Consider the following 18,226-nt stretch of genomic DNA (forward strand, 5'->3'; position numbering starts at 1 on the left):
CCTCAGCCGACCAGCCGCCCGCGCCGCACCCGCAGACCTTTCTTCGCGAGCGACGGCGCAATGCCGCCGAGCGTGCTCAGGGTGCCGCCGCCATGCGCGTGGCAGATCGCCATGCCGAGCGCGTCGGCCGCATCGGTGCCCGGCACGCCGGACAGGTTCAGCAGCCGCACGACCATCTGCTGCATTTGCTCCTTGGTCGCGCGGCCGTAGCCGACCACCGCTTGCTTCAGTTGCAGCGCGGTGTATTCGGCGACCGGCACGCCGCCCGCGACGAGCCCGCAGATCGCGGCGCCGCGCGCCTGGCCGAGCAGCAGCGTCGATTGCGGATTGACGTTGACGAAGACTTTTTCGATCGCGGCCTGATCCGGCGAGTGCTCGCGGATCAAGGTCGAAATGCCCGCGAAGATGGTGCCCAGGCGCGACGGCAGGTCGGCGTCGGCGGTGCGGATCACGCCGCTCGCGACGTAGCTCAGGGTATGGCCGTGTTGTTCGATCACGCCGAAGCCGGTCACGCGCAGGCCGGGGTCGATGCCGAGAATTCTCATTGGGTGCAGCGTATGCGATAAAAACCAGGTGCCTGCGATACTACAACGAACCCGCCGCGCAGCGGTCCGCTGACGGTGCGAGCGGCGCAATAAATGCTGTTGGGTCTTACTGGGGCTGCGCGCAGGGAGGCGAACGAACGATGGAGCGTTATCGGAATCTGAGCGGCGAGTCGGGCATCGACGCGTATGAAATCGGCGCCGATTTCATCAAGGTGCGATTCCGCACGGACGTCGTGTATTGGTACACAGAGACGAGTGCCGGCGCGGAGCATGTCGAGGAGCTTAAGCGTTTGGCTCGGCGGGGAAGGGGTCTTTCTACATACATCAGCCAGCATGCGGACGTGCGCGATGGTTATGCGCGGAAAGAGCCGGACGATTGAGCGAAGGCCGCGTGGCCGCACAGCAGTGCCACAGCGAACGCAGCAAAACAAACGGCCCGGTGGAAAAATCCACCGGGCCGTTTGTTCATCGGTCATGCCGGCAACCGCCGCGTCAGTGACACCGCAGCCGTCATCCGCAAAGCCGCATCAATGACGGAAGTGACGCACGCCGGTCAGCACCATCGCGATGTTGTGCTCGTCGGCCGCGCTGACCACTTCGTCGTCGCGCATTGAGCCGCCCGGCTGGATCACGCAGGTCGCGCCGGCCGCGACCACCACGTCGAGGCCGTCGCGGAACGGGAAGAACGCATCTGACGCGACTGCCGAACCGGCCAGCGTCAGACCGGCGTTCTGCGCCTTGATGCTGGCGATGCGCGCCGAGTCCACGCGGCTCATCTGGCCCGCGCCGACGCCGAGCGTCATGCCGTTCGCGCAGAACACGATCGCGTTCGACTTCACGTACTTCGCGACACGCCATGCAAACAGCAGATCGTCCATTTCCTTTGGCGTCGGATGACGCTTGGTGACGACGCGCAATTCGCGCGGCTGCACGTTCTTCGAATCGAGCGACTGCACCAGCAGGCCGCCGCCGACGCGCTTCAGATCGAACGCGTTATGGCCTTCGCCGAGCGCGATTTCGAGCAGACGCACGTTCTGCTTGGCCGCGAACACCTGACGCGCTTCGGCGCTGAACGACGGCGCGATCAGCACTTCGACGAACTGCTTCGCGACCGCTTGCGCAGCGGCTTCATCGACTTCGCGGTTGAACGCGATGATGCCGCCGAATGCCGAGGTCGGATCGGTCTGGAACGCCTTCGAATACGCTTCGTGCGCGTGTGCGCCGATCGCGACGCCGCACGGATTCGCGTGCTTGACGATCACGCAGGCCGGCACGTCGAAGGTCTTCACGCATTCCCACGCCGCGTCGGAGTCGGCGATGTTGTTGTACGACAGTTCCTTGCCCTGCAACTGGTTGTAGTTCGCGAGCGCGCCGGCCGGCACCGTGAGGTCACGGTAGAACGCCGCGCTCTGATGCGGGTTTTCGCCGTAACGCAGGTCCTGGACCTTTTCATACGCGACGTTCAGCGTGGCCGGATACTGATTGCGCGACGTGTGCTGCAACTCTTCGGTCAGGCTCGTCAGGTAGTTCGTGATCGCGCCGTCGTACTGCGCGGTGTGCGCGTAGACCTTGGTCGCGAGGCGGAAGTTGGTCTTGTACGACACCGAGTTGGCGTTCGCGCGCATTTCCTCGAGCACGACCGCGTAGTCAGCCGGGTCGACCACCACGGTCACGTCGCGATGATTCTTCGCGGCCGAGCGCAGCATCGTCGGGCCGCCGATGTCGATATTCTCGATCGCGTCTTCCAGCGAGCACTCTTCCTTCGACACCGTCTGCACGAACGGGTACAGGTTCACGACCAGCAGATCGATCGTCGGGATGTCGTGCTTCTCGAGCGCGGCCATGTGCTCCGGCAGATCGCGGCGCGCGAGGATGCCGCCGTGCACCTTCGGATGCAGCGTTTTCACGCGGCCATCGAGCATTTCCGGGAAGCCCGTGTAGTCGGCCACTTCGGTGACGGACAGGCCCGCGTCCGCGAGCAGTTTCGCGGTACCGCCGGTCGACAGGATCTTGATGCCGAGGTCCGACAGCGATTTGGCGAAGTCGACGATGCCGGACTTGTCGGAGACGGAGATGAGCGCTTGCTTGATCATGATGAAGACGAAAAGCCGAAGGGGAAACGTGGCAGGAGCGCGAGGAAACTACAACGGGTTACAGCAAACCGTGCTGTTGCAGCTTCTTGCGCAGCGTATTGCGGTTAATGCCGAGATACTCGGCGGCCAGCGACTGATTACCGCCGGCCTGCTCGAGCACCACTTCGAGCAAGGGTTTTTCCACGCATGAAATGACCATGTCGTAGACGTCGTGCGGATTGGAGCCGTCGAGATCCTGGAAATACACGTCCAGGCTGTCGCGGACAGATTGTTCGATATTGTTCTTGCTCATGCTGCTAGTTTGTCGGTGTGGTCCTCGCCCTGCGTGTCGAGCCCGGGGGTGCCGGCTGATTCGTCGACATAGACGAGGCGGTCTGAGATCGCCTTTTGCGCGTCAAAGAACTCGTTGACGGCGAGGAGTTGTTCGCGCGTGGTGTCCAGCGTATTCATGCGATGCCGGAACAGGTTGGCGCCGGAAAGGCCGCGAGTGTACCAGCCGATGTGCTTGCGCGCAGTGCGCACGCCGGTAAATTCCCCGTAAAAAGCGTAGTGATCCTCTAGATGTTCGTTCATCACCTGCTGGATTTCGTCGATCCGCGGCGGCGGTAGCAATTCGCCGGTTTGCAGGAAATGCTCGATTTCGCGGAACAGCCACGGCCGGCCCTGCGCGGCGCGGCCGATCATGATCGCGTCGGCGCCGGTCGCGGCGAGCACCTCGCGGGCCTTTTGCGGCGACGTGATGTCGCCGTTCGCGACGACCGGAATGCCGACCGCGGCTTTCACCGCGGCGATGGTCTCGTATTCGGCGTCGCCGTGATACAGGTCGGCGCGGGTGCGGCCATGCACGGTCAGCATCGAGATGCCTGCCGCTTCGGCAAGGCGCGCGACGTTCAGCGCGTTTTTATTCTCGCGGTTCCAGCCGGTGCGGATTTTCAGCGTGACCGGCACCGCGTCGGGACCGACGCCCACCGCGCCGACCACCGCCTCGACGATGCGCTGCACGAGCGGCTCGTTCTGCAGCAGCGCGGAACCGGCCGCGACGTTGCAGACCTTCTTGGCCGGGCAGCCCATGTTGATGTCGATGATCTGCGCGCCGTTGGCGACGTTGTAGCGGGCGGCCTCGGCCATCATGACCGGATCGGCGCCGGCGATCTGCACCGCGATCGGCTCGACTTCGCCTTCGTGGTTCGCGCGGCGCATGGTCTTTTCGCTTTTCCACAACTGCGCGTTCGACGCGACCATTTCCGACACCGCGTAGCCCGCGCCGAGCCGTTTGCACAGCTGACGGAAGGGCCGGTCGGTCACGCCGGCCATCGGGGCGACGAACAGGTTATTGCGCAGATTGTGGGAGCCGAGAGTGGGCATGACGTGAGCGCGCGGCGAAGACCGGCGAATGACAGTCGACGCAAACGCGAAATGCGAGGGAAAACCGCTATTTTAGCGTTAACGGGTAACGACGAGCCGGCAACCGCATCTCGTAACCCATTAAATCTTTTATGAAAGTCGCGCAATTCATAGAGCCGGCGCGAGGTGCGAACCGGCGGCGCGCGCCGCGCGGGCGACGGCGCGGCGCACTGCGTTGTTGGCCTAGCGACGCTGGCCGAACATCATCTGCCGCGCGAGCGCGGTTTTCAGCGGCGGCACGAATTCCAGCGCGGTCAGCGCGAGGCCGCGCAGCACCGCGAGCGGCGCAACGTCCACGGTAAAGAGCCGCGCGAGCGTGTCGGTCGAGCCGATCGTCAGGCGCCGGTCGAGCGCGCGGCGTTGCGCGAACGCGGCCAGCGCGAGCGAGGTCGGCCCTTCGGCGGACAGCGCGTCGGCGAGCGCATGCGCGTCGCGCAGCCCCAGATTCAGCCCCTGGCCGGCGACCGGATGCAGCGTCTGCGCCGCATTGCCGATCGCGACGATGTGGCCGTTCACCTGGGTGTCGATCGCGTTGAGCCCGAGCGGGAACGACGCACGGCCGGTGATGTGCGTAAAGCGGCCCATGCGGTCGCCGAATGCGGCGTCCAGTTCGCGCAGGAATTCCGCGTCGGATAGTTGCGCGCGGCGCGCGGCTTCGTCGGGCGAGCAGCACCAGACCAGCGCGTAGTCGGCGCCGCGCACGCCGCCCATCGGCAGCAGCGCGATCGGGCCTTGCGCCGTGAAGCGCTCCCACGCGACATGCGGTTGCGGCGCGGACACGGTGACCGTGCCGACCAGCGCGGTCTGGCCGTAGTCGCGCGAGCCGGCGATCGCGGTGCGTGCGGACTTGCCGGCTCGAGCGGCTTCGCGGGCGGGCGGGGCGGCGGAGTTCGAGGCGGCGTCGGCAGCCGGGCGCGGCGCCGCGTTTCCAGCCGCGCTGCCGGCCGCGCCGCGCGCCGCATCCTTACCCGCGCCGCCGCCATGCTTCTGATCGCCGAACAGCCCGCCCTCGGCGTTCACCAGAATCCGCGTGCGCAGTTGCCGCGCGACGCCGGCCGTTTCGATCGGCAGCGTGACGCCGTCGCGCTCCTGGACCGGCGTGCCGGCCGAGGTCGAGCGATACCAGTGGACCGGGGTCGCGCGCACCGCGTCGGCGAGGCCGTGCACGATCGCGCCGTAGCGCAGCACGTAGCCGAGCGCGGGCAGCCCGTGCTCGTGATGGTCGATCAGCGTGCGGCCGAAGTGGCCGCGCTGCGACACATGGATGCGTTCGATCGCGGTCGCCTCGGCGGGCCAGCGCAGCGGCTCGAGGATCATCCGGCTGCCGTGCGACACCGCGATCGCGCGCGGATCGGCGATCGAGTCTTCCGGCTCGCGCGCGTCGACCAGCGCGATCTTCAACTCGCGGGTCACGCTGCGGCGCGCGAGCCAGCCGGCCAGCGCAAGGCCGACCGGGCCGGCGCCGACGATCGTTACGTCGAAGTCGAACGGCTGGCGGGAAGCGGGCTTCAGGATCACGACTGCGTGAGAGTTCTGGTTCATCGCGGCTCAGGTCCTTGCCGGCTGGGCTGCTTGCATCAGCGCTTCGATTTCGTCGGCGGCCACTGGCACCTCGCGTGTGATCAGCTCGCAGCCGTTAGGCGTGACGATCGCGTCGTCCTCGATACGGATGCCGATGTTCCAGTAGCGCTCGGGCACCCCCTCGGCCGGGCGGACGTACAGACCTGGCTCGATCGTCAGCGTCATCGATGCCTGCAGCGTGCGCCACGGCAGCACGCCGGCTTCGTCGCGCGGCGCGCCGCGTTCGCGGTAGTCACCGCAATCGTGCACGTCCATGCCGAGCCAGTGACCGGTGCGATGCATATAGAACGGCGCGTAGGCGCGCTCGGCGAGGACGTCCTCGACCGCCGCGAATTTCGCGCGCGGCACGATTCCGGTGTCCAGCAGCCCTTGCGACAGCACCCGCAGCGCAGCCTGGTGCGGATCGTCGAAGCTCGCGCCCGCGCGGGTCGCGTCGATCGCGGCCTGCTGCGCGGCCAGCACGATCTCGTACAGCTCGCGCTGCGCGGGCGTGAAGCGGCCGCTCGCCGGGAACGTGCGGGTGATGTCGGACGCGTAGCCGTCGAGTTCGCAGGCCGCGTCGATCAGGATCAGGTCGCCGTCACGCGCGATCGCGTTGCCGGCCGGGTAGTGCAGCACGCACGCATTCGCGCCCGCCGCGACGATCGACGTGTAGGCCGGCGCCTGCGCGCCGAACTTGCGGAACGTGTACAGCAACTCGGCTTCGAGTTCGTATTCGCGGATGCCGGGCCGGCACGCGGCCATCGCGCGACGATGCGCGGCCGCCGAAATCTGTCCGGCGCGCCGCATGATCGCGAGTTCGTGGTCGTCCTTGACGAGTCGCATCTCGTCGAGCAGCGGTAGCAGGTCGCGCGCGGCGGCCGGCGCGGCGACGCCGCCGCGGCTTTGCGCGCGCACCGCGTCGAGCCAGCCGCGTACCTGTTCGTCGAGCCGCGCCGAGCTGCCGAGCGCGTAGTGCAGCGCCGGCTTGTCGGCGAGGATGCGCGGCAGCTGCGTATCGAGTTCGCCCACCGGGAACGCGGCGTCGAGGCCGAACGCATCGCGCGCGCCGTCGGGACCGAAGCGAAAACCTTCCCATGTTTCGCGCTCGACGTTCTTCTCGCGGCAGAACAGGATCGACGCCGGCGCGCCGGGCGCGGCGCTGGCGTCCAGCACCAGCACTGCCTCGGGTTCGGTGAAGCCGGTCAGATAGTAGAAGTAGCTGTCGTGGCGATAGGGGTAGTCGGTGTCGCGGTTGCGCAGTGCTTCGGGCGCGGTCGGCACGATGGCGACGCCGCCGCCCGCCGCGCGCAGCGCGGCGAGAACGCGCTCGCGGCGCGTGCGGTAGACGTCGATGGCGATGGTGGGTTCGGTCGGCTGGTTCATCGTGCGATTGTAGCGCCGCGTTTCGTCCGATCTCGCGCCGCACCGCGCGGTTTTTGTGCGGATTCCGACCGTGCGGGCGCCGCGGGCATGTTGCAATCCGTCAACAAAGGGTCCGCGAGCGGCTTGCAACATGCTTGCAGCATGCTCGGGAAGGCCTTAGACCACTTATACTTTCGCCGGATTCAAAAAAAGGCAGATGGTCATGATGAAACTCATCGGTTCGCTCAGCAGCCCGTATGTGCGTAAAGCGCGGATCGTGCTCGCCGACAAGAGAATCGACTACGAACTGGTGCCCGAGAACGTGTGGGCGCCGGATACCCGGATTCATACCTTCAATCCGCTCGGCAAGGTGCCGTGCCTCGTGATGGAAGACGGCGAGGCCGTGTTCGATTCGCGGGTGATCTGCGAATACGTCGATACGCTGTCGCCGGTCGGCAAGCTGATTCCGGCGTCGGGGCGCGAGCGCGTCGAGGTGCGTTGCTGGGAAGCGCTCGCCGACGGCGTGCTCGACGCGGCGGTGCTGATCCGTCTGGAAGGCACCCAGCGCCCGGCCGAGCACCGCAACGACGCGTGGCTCGCGCGCCAGCAGCGCAAGATCGACGAAGCGCTGGTCGCGATGTCCCAGGGACTCGGCAGCAAGCCGTGGTGCGCGAGCAATCACTACACGCTCGCCGACATCGCGGTGGGCTGCGCGCTCGGTTATCTGGACTTCCGGATGCCGGAGCTGAACTGGCGCGACGCGCACCCGAATCTCGACAAGCATTTCCAGAAATTGTCGCTGCGGCAGTCGTTTATCGATACGGTGCCGTCGAATTGAGGTGGCGGCTGCGGCCAGGTGATCGATAGCCTGGAGCGCGGTCCGGTGGTGAATCGTTGAATGAAAAATGCGCCTGAGAAGTCAGGCGCATTTTTTTTGCGGGTCCGATTCGCGCGACGCGCTACTTCTTGCCCTTGCGGCGCGCGAGCTTCGGCCCGAACGCAAAACCGAACGCGAGCAGCACCACCGACACCGCCAGCACCGTGTTATTGCCGCTCGTCACGTAAGGCGTGTTGCCGGTCGTGCCTTGCACGTTCACGTCGAGCGAGCCGACCGTGTACGGCGTCAGACGGCCGATCACGCGGCCTTGCGCGTCGATCGCCGCGGTCATGCCGGTGTTGGTCGCGCGCAGCATCGGCCGGCCGGTTTCGAGCGAGCGCATCCGCGCGATCTGCAGATGCTGGTCGAGCGCGATCGTGTCGCCGAACCACGCGAGATTGGTCGAGTTGACCAGCACGCCGGCCGGCGTCGCGTTCTCGCGCAGCGTACGGGCGATCTCCTCGCCGAAGATGTCCTCGTAGCAGATGTTCAGCGCGACCGGCTGGTTATGCACCATGAACGGCTTTTGCACCGGCGCGCCGCGGAAGAAGTCGCCGAGCGGAATGTTCATCAGGTTCACGAACCAGCGAAAGCCCCACGGCACGAACTCGCCGAACGGCACCAGGTGGTGCTTGTCGTAGCGGTAGATTTCGTGCGAGTTCGGGGTGACGCCGAACAGGCTGTTGGTGTAATCGACGACCCGGCCCTCAGGCGTGATCGTGCCGCCGATCGCGCCGAACAGCAGCGCGCTGCCGGTCGAGTCCGAGAACTGGCGGATCGCCGCCGCGAAATTCGGCGGCAGTTGCTGGGCGAGCACCGGAATCGCGGTTTCCGGCGTGACGATCAGGTCGGCCGGTTTCGCGGTGATCATCTGCTGGTATTCGTCGACGGCGGCGTGCAGGCCGGCTTCCTCGAACTTCATCTCCTGCTTGACGTTGCCTTGCAGCAGACGCACGGTGAGCGGCGCGTTGGCCGGCTCGGTCCATTGCACGAGCGGCAGCAGCAGGCCGATCGCCAGCAGCGCCAGCGCGACGGCGGCGGGCGCCGCGATCTGCGCGGCGCTGGCGGCGCGGGCCGGTGCGGCGGGTCCGGCGGCATTGAAGTTAGTGGCGGCGTTGGCAGTGTGAGTCGGATCAGCGGCGGGGTCAGCGGCAGAATTAGCGGCGCCGCCGCGCGCTGCGGCGCGCGAGCGCGCGAACGCCAGCAACGCCTGCACGATCAGCGCAGCCGTTAGCGCGACCATCCAGCCGACCCCATACACGCCGGCCACCGGCGCGAAGCCGGCGAGCGGACCGTCGACCTGCGCATAGCCGGTCGCAAGCCACGGAAAGCCGGTGAACACGGTGCCGCGCAACCATTCGCCGATCGCCCACGCGCTCGCGAACGCCAGCGCGCCGTGCCAGCTCGGCGCGAACGGCGCGCGGTGGTCGTTTGCGCCGTTGCGCGCATGGCCCGCGCAGAACGACCAGATTCCCGCGGCCAGTGCCGGATAGAGCGCCAGATACAGCGAAAACAGCACCAGTGCCGCGCCGGCGAGCGCAGCCGGCATGCCGCCGTAGAAATGCATGCTGACGTACAGCCACCACACGCCGGTCACGAAGTTGCCGAAGCCGAACGCGCCGCCGGTCAGCGCCGCGCTCTTCCAGCCGGTGCTGCGCGTGAGCCACGCGAACAGGAATACGAAGATCGCCAGTTGCAGCCAGCCGCCGTGCGGCGTCGGTGCGAACGACAGCGTGTTGAGCGCGCCGGCGGCCAGCGCGACCAGGTAGTGCCAACGCGGCAACGCGCGGCTGCGGGTGGCGGCGTCGATACCGGTGTCGCCGGTCGAGGAGGCTGCAGCGGGGGCGGTCGCGCCGCGGCGCGAACGGGAAGTGAGCGGGTCGGCCATTGTTGCGCGGTCGGCGTCGAAAGTTGAGAAACGGAAAAGCGCGCATAGGCGCGCGGGATGCGGAAAAACGGTGAGTCCTGCGGAACAACAGCCACCAGGCGGGCTAGCGATCCGCGGCTCGGCCGCGCCCCCGCCTCAGGTCTGCACGTGCTGCGCGTCGCGCTCGCGCTGCCCCGCGAGCGGATCGCGGCGCACCAGCAGCATATGAATCTGGCGGGCGTCGCCGCGCAGAATCTCGAAGATCAGATCGTCGAGGCGGACTTTCTCGCCGCGATGCGGGACCCGCCCGAAGTGATGCGTGACGAGCCCGCCGATCGTGTCGACTTCCTCGTCCGAGTAATGGGTGCCGAAGCTCTCGTTGAACTGCTCGATCTCGGTCAGCGCACGCACCCGGAAGCGGCCGTCCGGCGATGCGATGATGTTGCCGCTTTCCTCGTCGAAATCGTATTCGTCCTCAATGTCGCCGACGATCTGCTCGAGCACGTCTTCGATCGTGATCAGGCCGGCGACGCCGCCGTATTCGTCGACCACCACCGCGAGGTGATTGCGATTCACGCGGAAGTCGTGCAGCAGCACGTTCAGCCGCTTCGACTCGGGGATGAAGACCGCCGGGCGCAGCATCCCGCGCACGTCGAATTCTTCTTCCGCGTAGTAGCGCAGCAGGTCTTTGGCGAGCAGCACGCCGATGACGTTGTCGCGATTGCCCTCGTAGACCGGATAGCGCGAGTGCGCCTTTTCCAGCACGTAGGGGATGAATTCGGCGGGATTGTCCGCGATGTTGATCGCGTCCATTTGCGCGCGCGGCACCATGATGTCGCGTGCGCTCAGTTCCGAGACCTGGAAGACCCCTTCGATCATCGACAGCGAGTCGGCGTCGATCAGGTTGCGCTCGTGCGCGTCCTGCAGAATTTCCAGAAGTTCGGCGCGCGAGTCGGGCTCGGGCGAGATGAAGTCGGTCAGGCGTTCGAGCAGCGAGCGCTTTTCCTGCGGTTTGTCGAGTTGGCGTCCGGTGTGGCGTCGACTGGGATACGTGTCGTTCATGGTAGTGCGCCCGGCGAGACTGGGCGCGCTGTTGCAGAGCGTTAAGAATACACCAGGCCGATGGCGGAACCGTGTCCCGCCGGGCCCGGCGATGAGTGAAGCCAGGGTGCGGCAGCCGCGCCGCGAGGGCGACGCGTGGATCCATCCTAACCGATTCCGCCAGGAAAATGATTGTCGGTAAAAACGCGCGGTCGTGCTAAGTGGTTCAGCGCATGAAACCAGCGCACGACATTCAGCGCACCCAACTCAGCGCATCCAACTCAGCGCACCCAACTCAGCGCACCCAACTCAGCGCACCCAACTCAGCGCACCAACCCGCGATCCAGCGCCGGCGCCTGGGCGCCTTCGCGCCCTTCAGCTTCGCAGCGCGCCAGCAACGCCTCGAGCGCGCGGTCCGGCATCCCGCTTTCGCGTAGTGCGTGGACGGTGCGGCTCACGTAATCGAGCGTCGTGCCGTAGCGGCCGCACGCGCAACCGAGCACCGTGCGGATGATCTCGTCGCGCAGCTTGCCGGTATAGCTCGGCACGTCGCGCCGCATCACGAACGCGAGCGCGTCGACGCGGCGGCCGTCGGCGAGCACGCACGGCAGCCACGCGGGCCGGTACGAACCCATCGGCATTTCGCGCCGCCACAGCGCTTCGAGATGCGGCATCGAGCCCTCGGCGGCGAGCCGGAACGCCATCCCGGTGCAGGAGCCACCGCGATCGAGCGCGAGCACGAGACCGGGCTGCTCGGGCGTGCCGCGATTCACGCGCGACCACAGATACAGCCCGCGATGGTAGCCATGCACCTTCGAGCGCTGCGCCTCGACGGTCGGCAGGCCCGGGTTCCAGATCAAGGAGCCATAGCCGAACAGCCACAGGTCGCTCTTGCGGTCCCAGTCGCGCAACGTATAGTCGAGCGACATGCGCAGTTCGTCGTCCGTCAGAAGCCGTGATTCCCCGAGTACCGGCGGGTAGTCCGGGCAACGCACGAGGGTGTCGGCTTCGGGGGACGGGGTGCTCACGGTGTTCGGTCGTGGATCGCGTAAAGGAGGGTGAGAAGAAGGGGGAAAGCCGCGGCCCTTATTGATAGGGATCCGGAAAGCCGAGTTTGCCGAGGATTTCGGTTTCGATCGCTTCCATTTCCTCGGCTTCCTCTTCGACTTCGTGGTCGTAGCCCTGCGCATGCAACGCGCCGTGCACCAGCAGATGCGCGTAGTGAGCGACGAGCGGCTTGCCCTGTTCGGCGGCTTCCTTCTCGACCACCGGGCAGCACAGGATCAGGTCGCCGGTCACCGGATCGTCTTCCGATTCGGCGTACGCAAAGGTCAGCACATTGGTCGCGTAGTCCTTGCCGCGGTAGGTGCGGTTCAGCGTGCGGCCTTCCTCGGCGTCGACGAAGCGTACCGTCAGCTCGCCGTCCGCGAACAGCGCGGCCTTGATCCAGCCGGCGACGGTCGCGCGCGGCAGCAGCGCCTTGTGTTCGGGCCACGCCCTGGCGGCGGGAAATTGCAGGTTCAACGTGAGTTTCGGGGCGCGGCTCATGCGGTTCGGGCGGGGCGTTCGGGTTGGATGCGTCGGAGTAGGGCGTTCAGCGCGAATCGACCGGTGCCGGCGGCTTCTGCGCATGCGCATCGTACGCCTCCACAATTCGCGCGACCAGCGGATGGCGCACCACGTCCGCGCTGGTGAAGCGCGTGAGCGCGATGCCGCGCACGTTCGCGAGCACCTGCTGGGCTTCGATCAGCCCGCTCTTGTGGCCGCGCGGCAGGTCGATCTGGGTCGTGTCGCCGGTGACCACCGCCTTCGAGCCGAAGCCGATCCGCGTGAGGAACATCTTCATCTGTTCGGGCGTGGTGTTTTGCGCCTCGTCGAGGATGATGAACGCGTGGTTCAGCGTGCGGCCGCGCATGTACGCGAGCGGCGCGATTTCGATCATTTGCCGCTCGAACATCTTCGCGGTCTTGTCGAAGCCGAGCAGGTCGTACAGCGCGTCGTACAGCGGCCGCAGATACGGGTCGACCTTCTGCGCGAGATCGCCCGGCAGAAAGCCGAGCCGCTCGCCCGCTTCGACCGCCGGACGGGTCAGCACGATGCGCTTGACCTGATCGCGCTCCAACGCGTCGACCGCGCAGGCCACCGCGAGGTAGGTCTTGCCGGTGCCGGCGGGGCCGACGCCGAAGGTCACGTCGTGCGACACGATCTGCTTCAGATATTCGCGCTGCGCCGGCGTGCGGCCGCGCAGGTCGGCGCGTCGCGTGTAGAGCTTCGGGCCGTATTCCTGCAGCTCGTCTTCGCTCGCGTCGAGGTCGGCGGGCTGGTCGAACGGATGGTCGGGGTTGCCGGCGAAGTGCGGATCGGCTGCGTCGCCACCGTCGCCGGAGCCGTTGCCGTTGCCGTTCGGCCGATGGCGCGCCGGATGCCGTACTTCCACCAGCGCGAGCTGGATGTCGTCGACCGACAACGGATCGCGCGCGTTGTTGTAGAAGTTTTCGAGCGCGGTGAGCGCCAGTTTCGCGCCGCGTCCGCGGATCGTGATCCGGTGGCCGCGGCGCTGCAGGGTCACGTCGAGCGCCTGCTCGATCTGCCGCAGATTTTCGTCGAGCGGGCCGCAGAGGTTGGCGAGCCGCGCGTTGTCTTCGCGCGGCGCGGTGAATTCCAGATGCTGCTGAGTGGTCTTCAAGGCGGGGAGTCGATCCTGTCGGTTGGCGGTACGCGCGGATGGCTTAGTGGGTGGTGGCCGCGTTGTCGTCGTGCACCATCACGAGTTCGCCGCGCAGCGAGTGCGGGTACGCGTGCACGATCTTCACGTCGACCATCTGGCCGATCAGCCGCGCATGCGAGGCGACCGGGGCCGGGAAATTGACCACGCGGTTGTTCTCGGTGCGGCCGGCGAGTTCGTTCGGGTCCTTGCGCGCCGGGCGCTCGACCAGAATCCGCTCGACCTTGCCGACCATCGCGTGGCTGATGCGCTGCACGTTCTCTTCGATGGTCGCCTGCAGGTGTTGCAGACGTTTGAGCTTGACCTCGCGCGGCGTGTCGTCGTGCAGGTTCGCGGCCGGCGTGCCGGGGCGCGGGCTGTAGATGAACGAGAAGCTGGTGTCGTACTGCATCTCTTCGACCAGCGCCATCATCTTCGCGAAGTCTTCCTCGGTCTCGCCGGGGAAGCCGACGATCATATCGGTCGACAGCGACAGGTCCGGACGGATCGCGCGCAGGCGGCGGATCACTGACTTGTATTCGAGCACCGTGTAGCCGCGCTTCATCGCCATCAGGATGCGGTCCGAGCCGTGCTGCACCGGCAGGTGCAGATGGCTGACGAGCTTGGGCACCTTCGCGTAGGTGTCGATCAGGCGCTGCGTGAATTCCTTCGGGTGCGAGGTCGTGTAGCGAATCCGTTCGATGCCCGGGATATCGGCGACGTATTCGATCAGCGTCGCGAAGTCGGCGATCTCGGTCGAACCGGCGGTCAGCGCGCCACGGTAAGCGTTGACGTTCTGGCCGAGCAGCGTGACTTCGCGCACGCCCTGGTCGGCAAGGCCGGCGATTTCGGTCAGCACGTCGTCGAGCGGACGCGACACTTCCTCGCCGCGCGTGTACGGCACCACGCAGTAGCTGCAATATTTGCTGCAGCCTTCCATGATCGACACGAACGCGCTCGGGCCGTCGACGCGCGCCGGCGGCAGGTGATCGAACTTCTCGATTTCGGGGAACGTGATGTCGACCTGGGCGCGGCCGCTCGCGCGGCGCTCGTCGATCATCTGCGGCAGGCGGTGCAGCGTCTGCGGACCGAACACCAGATCGACGTACGGCGCGCGCGCGACGATCGACGCGCCTTCCTGGCTCGCCACACAACCGCCCACGCCGATGATCAGATTCGGATTTGCATCCTTCAGCTCGCGCACGCGGCCGAGGTCGGAGAACACTTTCTCCTGGGCTTTTTCACGTACCGAGCAGGTGTTGAACAGGATCACGTCGGCGTCTTCCGGCGTGTCGGTCTTGACGAGTCCTTCGGCGGCTCCGAGTACGTCGACCATCTTGTCGGAGTCGTACTCGTTCATCTGGCAGCCAAAGGTCTTTACATAAACTTTCTTGGTCATCGAATTTCGCCGGTCGCAGTGGTTAACCTGGGGGCGTCGTAAAAAGTGAAGAGGGGCCGCGGCACGAGCGGAGCGCGGCGCCTGAAGGCCGGCCCGCATGCGTCTTCGCAGCGTAACTCGATATTATAGCCCTTCATGCAGCGGGGGTTTTGACCCTCGGCTGGGCGGCCGGCGGCTCCGGCGGCAAGCCCAGCAGCCGTTCCAGTTCATCCGAAACCTGCGCGAAACGCTCGCTCAGGAAATCCAGCAGCACCCGCACGCGCGGCGCCATGAAGCGGTTGCGGTGATACAGCGCATGCAGCGGCGCGTCCGGGTAGCGCCATTCGGGCAGCAGGCTTTTCAGCCCGTCCGCGCGCAGGTCCGACTCCACATCCCACATCGACTTGATCGCGATTCCGTAGCCGCGCAGCGCCCATTCGCGCGCGACCGCGCCGTCGTTGGTCTCGCGCGACGTGTCGAGCGGCACCGTGTAGTGCTGCACCTCGTCGCCGCGCGTGAAGCGCCATTCGTTGACCGGCCCGGACGCGGTGCTGAGCACGATGCAGTCGAACCTGGCCAGATCCTGCGGATCTTTCGGCTCGCCCTTGCGCGCGATGTAATCCGGCGACGCGCACAGCACGCGCCGGTTCGGCGCGAGCCAGCGGGCGACCAGCGAGCTGTCCTGCGGCACGCCGAAGCGGATCGCGAGGTCGATGTCCTCCTGCACCAGGTTCGCGAGCGAATCCGACAGCGTCAGCGCGAACGTGACCTCGGGATACAGCGCGTTGAAGTCGTCGAGCCAGTGCAGCAGCAGGTTGCGGCCGAAGTCCGAGGTCGTCGAGATCCGCACCTTGCCGCGCACGACGCCCTGTCCGGCTTGCAGCGCGGCTTCGGCGTCCTCGAGCGATTGCAGCGCCTGGCGGCAGCAGTTCAGGTAAAGGCGGCCTTCGTCGGTGAGCCGCAGCTGGCGGGTGGTGCGCTCGAACAGGCGCGCCTTCAGATTGGCTTCGAGTTTCGCGAGCCGCGCGCTCGCCGCGGCGGGCGTCAACCCCATCCGCCGGCCCGCCGCCGACAGGCTGCCTTGCTGCGCCGCTTCGACGAAGAGGCGGATGTCACCGAGATTGTCCATCGTTCTCTTTCAAGCAGAATTTGAAAATGCTTCAAATGCTACGCCAATTATCAAAACGGCGCGGCGCCCCGACAATGCAGCCGTCGAAATACCGTGGTCGGCGGCCTCACCTGCGGGGCAAGCCAGCGCGATTGCACCTTCATCCCTGATTTCATCCAGGAGCGGATAAATGCCCATCCCCTTACTTGCGCTGGCGATTAGCGCCTTCGCAATCGGCACGACCGAATTCGTCATCATGGGCCTGTTGCCCGAAGTCGCCCGCGATCTGACCGTGTCGATCCCGTCGGCGGGGCTGCTGGTCAGCGGCTATGCGCTCGGCGTCGCGGTCGGCGCGCCGCTGCTCGCGGTGATCACCAGCCGGATGTCGCGCAAGTTCGCGTTGCAGCTGCTGATGGGCGTGTTCATCGTCGGCAACGTGCTGTGCGCGATCGCGCCGAGCTACGCGGTGCTGATGGTCGCGCGCGTGGTGACCTCGTTCGCGCACGGCTCGTTCTTCGGCATCGGCGCGGTGGTCGCGGCGTCGCTGGTGCCGGCCGACAAGCGCGCCAGCGCGATCGCGCTGATGTTCACCGGCCTCACGCTCGCCAATGTGCTCGGCGTGCCGTTCGGCACCTTCGTCGGCCAGCAGTTCGGCTGGCGCGCGGCGTTCTGGATCGTCAGCGGCTTCGGCGTGCTGTCGCTCGCGGGCGTGAGCGCGCTGGTGCCGAACCGTCACGACAGCGGGCCGGCCGGTCTCGGTCATGAAGTGCGCGTGCTGAAGGACCCGCAAGTGTGGACCGCGCTCGGCATGACGGTGCTCGGCTTCGGCGGCGTATTCGTCGTGTTCACCTATATCGCGCCGATCCTCGAACAGGTCAGCGGTTTCTCGCCGCGCGGCGTCACGCTGATCCTCGTGCTGTTCGGCGTCGGGCTGACGGTCGGCAACATGGTCGGCGGCAAGCTCGCGGACCGCGCGCTGATGCCGTCGCTGATGGCGATTCTGGCCGCGCTCGCGGTCGTGATGGCGATCTTTGCGCGCACCAGCCATTCGCAGGTCGCAGCGGCGATCACCGTGTTCGTGTGGGGCATCGCGGCGTTCGCGACAGTGCCGCCGCTGCAGATGCGGGTGGTCGAGAAGGCCGCCGCCGCGCCCAATCTCGCGTCGACGCTCAATATCGGCGCGTTCAACGTCGGCAATGCGGCCGGCGCGTGGCTCGGCGGGCTGGTGATCGGTCACGGCCATCCGCTCGATAGCCTGCCGTGGGTCGCGGCGGCGGTCAGCGTCGCGGCGTTGCTGCTCACCTGGGTCGCGGCGCGCATGGATGCGCCGCCCGCCGCGCCCGTTGCGCAGCGCGCGTAAAAGCTTGCCTCCGCAATGCTGATAACAGTGTGAAGATAACTTCGTTGGGCGGCGCGCGGGCCGATGCTATCTTGCTTCCACTTACTGCTCTTGCGCCGCCTGGCGGCGCTCTGGAGGCCAATATGCATTCCCCGCTCGCGCTGGTGCGCGATCCGTCGGCCGTTGCCGACAGCGTTATTCGTCCCGCCGCGGACCCCGCTGCTCATCACGCCGCCGGTAGCGTGGCCGCTGCCGCAGTCGCAGTCGCAGCAGGCGCCGCAGACACCGATGGCGCGCCGCGCTCACCCGAAGCGTTCGACGCGCTCGAACACCTGGTCGGCGTGAATCTCGCGCGGCTGCGCGCCGAGCGGCAGCTGTCGCTCGATGCGCTGGCACGGGCGTCGGGCGTGTCGCGCGCGATGCTCGCGCAGATCGAATCGGCGCGCAGCGTGCCGTCGATCAAGGTGCTGTGCAAGGTCGCGGCGGCGTTGCGGGTCTCGGTGGCCGCGTTCCTGCGGCGTCACGCGACCAACGGCTTCGAGCATCTGCCGGCCGAGCGCTCGGCGCGCGTGGTCAGCTCGAACGGGCGGTATTCCGCGCGGCCGCTGTATCCGGACGACGAAGCGGTCGCCGCCGAGTTTCATGAACTGCGGATCGCGCCGCTGCATACGGAGGCGGGCGTGCGTCGCGCGCCGGGCACGATCGTGAATCTGGTGGTCAGCGACGGCACGCTCGAAGTCAGCGTGCAGGACCGGCGGCAACTGCTCGCGACCGGCGACGCAATCGTGTTCGACGCCGATCAGCCGCATAGTCTGCGCAACCCGGGCGACACCGAGGCGCGCGCGTTTCGCGTGACGCTGCGGGCGGAAACGCCGCCGCGTTGGGAGGTGCCGGCGGTTGCCGCGCGTGACGACGCGGCGCGCGAAGGCGCACTGGGTTGAGCAC

Annotated in this window: 17 protein-coding genes; 4 read left to right on the forward strand and 13 right to left on the reverse strand. The window is 66.9% G+C overall.

Annotation, left to right across the window (positions count from 1 at the left end):
• Window positions 1–2 precede the first annotated feature (2 nt).
• The gene (gene ruvC, locus LJ656_RS15595; protein WP_230510310.1) at window positions 3–545 is read right to left on the reverse strand and encodes a crossover junction endodeoxyribonuclease RuvC; all 543 of its coding nucleotides are present in this window, start codon (window positions 543–545) and stop codon (window positions 3–5) included.
• Between the two features lie 140 nt (window positions 546–685).
• Between ruvC and LJ656_RS15600 the strand changes: the two genes are divergently transcribed.
• On the forward strand, window positions 686–925 hold the full coding sequence (locus LJ656_RS15600; protein WP_230510311.1) for a hypothetical protein: 240 nt from the start codon (window positions 686–688) through the stop codon (window positions 923–925).
• 147 nt (window positions 926–1,072) lie between these two features.
• Here LJ656_RS15600 and purH read toward each other — a convergent pair whose 3' ends face one another.
• From purH to LJ656_RS15625, 5 genes are all read right to left on the reverse strand, one after another.
• The gene (purH, locus tag LJ656_RS15605) at window positions 1,073–2,638 is read right to left on the reverse strand and encodes a bifunctional phosphoribosylaminoimidazolecarboxamide formyltransferase/IMP cyclohydrolase (protein WP_230510312.1); all 1,566 of its coding nucleotides are present in this window, start codon (window positions 2,636–2,638) and stop codon (window positions 1,073–1,075) included.
• 58 nt (window positions 2,639–2,696) lie between these two features.
• Entirely contained in the window at window positions 2,697–2,930 is a 234-nt protein-coding gene (locus LJ656_RS15610) for a Fis family transcriptional regulator (protein WP_008919619.1), read from the reverse strand.
• Complete coding sequence (dusB, locus tag LJ656_RS15615) at window positions 2,927–4,003, reverse strand: tRNA dihydrouridine synthase DusB (RefSeq protein ID WP_230510313.1); 1,077 nt, start codon at window positions 4,001–4,003, stop codon at window positions 2,927–2,929. The genes LJ656_RS15610 and dusB overlap by 4 nt, the downstream gene beginning before the upstream one ends.
• Window positions 4,004–4,225: 222 nt before the next feature.
• Window positions 4,226–5,584 carry a UbiH/UbiF/VisC/COQ6 family ubiquinone biosynthesis hydroxylase gene (locus LJ656_RS15620; protein WP_230510314.1) on the reverse strand — a complete coding sequence of 453 codons (1,359 nt, stop codon included), beginning with the start codon at window positions 5,582–5,584 and terminating at the stop codon, window positions 4,226–4,228.
• A 6-nt stretch (window positions 5,585–5,590) separates the two neighbouring features.
• Window positions 5,591–6,988: an aminopeptidase P N-terminal domain-containing protein gene (locus tag LJ656_RS15625; protein ID WP_230510315.1), complete on the reverse strand. Its 1,398-nt coding sequence runs from the start codon at window positions 6,986–6,988 to the stop codon at window positions 5,591–5,593.
• 196 nt (window positions 6,989–7,184) lie between these two features.
• On the opposite strand from LJ656_RS15625, the gene LJ656_RS15630 reads away from it, so the two are divergent.
• On the forward strand, window positions 7,185–7,805 hold the full coding sequence (locus tag LJ656_RS15630; RefSeq protein ID WP_230510316.1) for a glutathione S-transferase C-terminal domain-containing protein: 621 nt from the start codon (window positions 7,185–7,187) through the stop codon (window positions 7,803–7,805).
• Between the two features lie 121 nt (window positions 7,806–7,926).
• On the opposite strand, the gene lnt is transcribed toward LJ656_RS15630, so the two are convergent.
• From lnt to LJ656_RS15665, 7 genes are all read right to left on the reverse strand, one after another.
• Window positions 7,927–9,732 (reverse strand): apolipoprotein N-acyltransferase, encoded by a 1,806-nt coding sequence (gene lnt, locus LJ656_RS15635; RefSeq protein WP_230510317.1) that lies wholly within the window; start codon window positions 9,730–9,732, stop codon window positions 7,927–7,929.
• A 135-nt stretch (window positions 9,733–9,867) separates the two neighbouring features.
• Complete coding sequence (locus LJ656_RS15640) at window positions 9,868–10,773, reverse strand: CorC family transporter (protein WP_230510318.1); 906 nt, start codon at window positions 10,771–10,773, stop codon at window positions 9,868–9,870.
• Window positions 10,774–11,075: 302 nt separating this feature from the next.
• A complete protein-coding gene (locus LJ656_RS15645; protein ID WP_230510319.1) occupies window positions 11,076–11,780 on the reverse strand; it encodes a gamma-glutamylcyclotransferase in 705 nt (234 codons plus the stop codon).
• Between the two features lie 58 nt (window positions 11,781–11,838).
• Window positions 11,839–12,300, reverse strand: a complete 462-nt coding sequence (ybeY, locus tag LJ656_RS15650) for an rRNA maturation RNase YbeY (RefSeq protein ID WP_230510320.1) — start codon at window positions 12,298–12,300, stop codon at window positions 11,839–11,841.
• A 46-nt stretch (window positions 12,301–12,346) separates the two neighbouring features.
• Window positions 12,347–13,438: a PhoH family protein gene (locus tag LJ656_RS15655; RefSeq protein WP_230510321.1), complete on the reverse strand. Its 1,092-nt coding sequence runs from the start codon at window positions 13,436–13,438 to the stop codon at window positions 12,347–12,349.
• Window positions 13,439–13,481: 43 nt separating this feature from the next.
• Entirely contained in the window at window positions 13,482–14,855 is a 1,374-nt protein-coding gene (gene miaB, locus LJ656_RS15660) for a tRNA (N6-isopentenyl adenosine(37)-C2)-methylthiotransferase MiaB (protein WP_230510322.1), read from the reverse strand.
• A 133-nt stretch (window positions 14,856–14,988) separates the two neighbouring features.
• Window positions 14,989–15,963: a LysR family transcriptional regulator gene (locus tag LJ656_RS15665; protein WP_230510323.1), complete on the reverse strand. Its 975-nt coding sequence runs from the start codon at window positions 15,961–15,963 to the stop codon at window positions 14,989–14,991.
• 169 nt (window positions 15,964–16,132) lie between these two features.
• Here LJ656_RS15665 and LJ656_RS15670 point away from each other — a divergent pair, with 169 nt between their 5' ends.
• On the forward strand, window positions 16,133–17,302 hold the full coding sequence (locus tag LJ656_RS15670) for an MFS transporter (RefSeq protein ID WP_230510324.1): 1,170 nt from the start codon (window positions 16,133–16,135) through the stop codon (window positions 17,300–17,302).
• 122 nt (window positions 17,303–17,424) lie between these two features.
• Entirely contained in the window at window positions 17,425–18,222 is a 798-nt protein-coding gene (locus LJ656_RS15675) for a helix-turn-helix domain-containing protein (RefSeq protein ID WP_230510325.1), read from the forward strand.
• Window positions 18,223–18,226: the final 4 nt, after the last annotated feature.

Origin of the sequence: Paraburkholderia sejongensis (assembly GCF_020880815.1) — a bacterium.
In the GTDB taxonomy this organism is placed as follows: domain Bacteria; phylum Pseudomonadota; class Gammaproteobacteria; order Burkholderiales; family Burkholderiaceae; genus Paraburkholderia; species Paraburkholderia sejongensis.